Here is a 1971-nt window from a genome sequence, read left to right on the forward strand (position 1 = left end):
CGTTGCAAAAACCCTGATGTCGCGTTCGAGAAGATTGTTGTCGATCGGCATCCTGCCGTCTTCGACGTAGCGCGTCAGGTATTCCCACTGGTTGAGGGTGTAGGAGACCGCATCGCCAAGCTTGGTGTCGGGCACAACCTTGGGCGCGATGGCATCGAGCCATGCCTTGAGGGCATCCAAGACCGGGACGCTATGTTTCTGGCGGAAGCGGCGCATGTAGCTGGCCTGCGTTTCCCCCTCATCGGGTATTTCGTCCCGCGCCTGCCTTTCGATCCGGTAGAGCTGGTCGAAGAACTTGAGCGCCTGTGCGGGCGGCCCGCCTTGTTTCTTCCTCGCCTTGAGGGCGTCGGCAAAGCGCCGTCTGGCGTGGGCCATGCAGCCCAGATGCGTGGCGCCTTTCAATGTGCGTCAGGCCGTATAGCCGTCACTCATCAGGATACCGCGATAGTCGCCGAGGAAGGCCTGCGGATGTTCCTGCCCGCGACCGGGTTGATAGTCGAACAGCACGATCGGCTGTTCGCTGTCCTCGCTGCTGCGGTAGGCCCACATATACGAGGTGCTGGTAGGAGCCTTGCCCTCTTCCTTCAGCACCTGAACCGTAGTCTCGTCGCCATGAATGACCTCCTGGGACCGGAGCCGCAGCTTCAGGGCGTCAAAGATGCGATGCAAGTGCCTCTCGCTCGAAGCGATCACCCAACGGCCCAGAGCACCACGGCTGACAGGTACCCCTGCGCGCTCGAAGGTTTGCGCCAAACGATACAGCGGTGTGCCATCGACGTATTTATGAACAAGGGCAAAGGCCAGCGTCGAGGCCGTGGCAATGCTGCCCGGCAAGGGCTGTGCGGGCATCGGCGCAATGACGATCGGCGTGGCGATCCCGGTGCGGTCGCAATTGCGGCATGCATATTTGGCGCGGGCATTCTGAAGGGCCGTGGCCTTCACCTCGATGTGAAGCTGCTCGGTTACCACTTCCCCCATGCGATGCATCCGTTCGCTGCAGCACGGGCAGACCTTCTGGTCGTCGGCGAGGTCATATTCGACGCGCTGGCGCGGCAGGTCGGCAGGAAGTGGCTTGCGCCCGCGCTTCTTCCCTTCTGGCTTTCTCGCCTCCGGCAATCCCGTGTCGGGAAGATCGGCGGCGGCCGGCTCATCGACGTCGTCGTGTCCATCGTCGGTATCGTCCTCAAGGGAGGCCTGCTCGGCTTCATTGAAGACACGATCCAGGTGCTTTTCGCTGCGCGGCGCAAAGCGGTGCAACCGCGCCAGCGCCAGTTCCTCCTCAAGCTTCAGGATGCGCCGGGCAAGGGAGTCTCTCTCGGCCGCCAATGCCTCGACTTCAGCGGCTTTCGTCGCCAGAAGCGCCATCAATTCCGCAATAGTGGGGATGCCGCCTCGATCCATCGCAGTCTTGAATCGAAAGCCCGTTCCCGCGTCAACGGCCTTCAACCGACAAACTGATATTGCCGCACCGGATGAGGGACCATCGCGTCAATATCGATCCCGTCGAGCAGCCATCGCAATTGCTCCGCGGTGAGCGCAACCACCGTTTCCGCTCGTCTGGGCCATCGGAACTTGTCCTCCGTCAACGCCTTGAGCACCAACACAAAGCCCGACCGGTCAAAGAACAGCAGCTTCATCCGGGTCCGGCGCCGATTGCAAAAGGCAAACGCCGCGCGCTCGAACGGATTGAGGCCCATCGACTGCTCGACCAGGATCGCAAGGCTGTTGATCCCACAGCGAAAGTCGATCGGATCCCGGTGGAGATAGACGCGCAGATCTTCAGCGAGCCGGAACATGGCAATGCCCCAGCGCATCGATCATCACCACCAGCAACTGCGCGTCACACCCCTCCAGCGTCAGCGATACGCCATTTGGCATCGACGCCTGCAGCCGCACTGACGGTACTAATCCCGCAGACCGGACCGCGATCCCACCAGTGTGTCGCTCCGCAGGCGCCGGAGACGTCTCCAC

The 1971-nt window shown here is 61.9% G+C and carries 1 protein-coding gene and 2 pseudogenes; all 3 read right to left on the reverse strand.

The window, feature by feature from the left end; genetic code table 11:
* Positions 1 to 1401: pseudogene (gene tnpC, locus ACYPYD_RS04125) on the reverse strand (IS66 family transposase); the annotation flags it as partial.
* Positions 1402 to 1442: 41 nt separating this feature from the next.
* Complete coding sequence (tnpB, locus tag ACYPYD_RS04130; RefSeq protein WP_081799267.1) at positions 1443 to 1814, reverse strand: IS66 family insertion sequence element accessory protein TnpB; 372 nt, start codon at positions 1812 to 1814, stop codon at positions 1443 to 1445.
* A pseudogene (locus ACYPYD_RS04135) lies at positions 1780 to 1971 on the reverse strand (IS66-like element accessory protein TnpA); the annotation flags it as partial. The gene tnpB and the pseudogene ACYPYD_RS04135, both read right to left, overlap by 35 nt.

Source organism: Novosphingobium sp. 11B, from assembly GCF_054589055.1.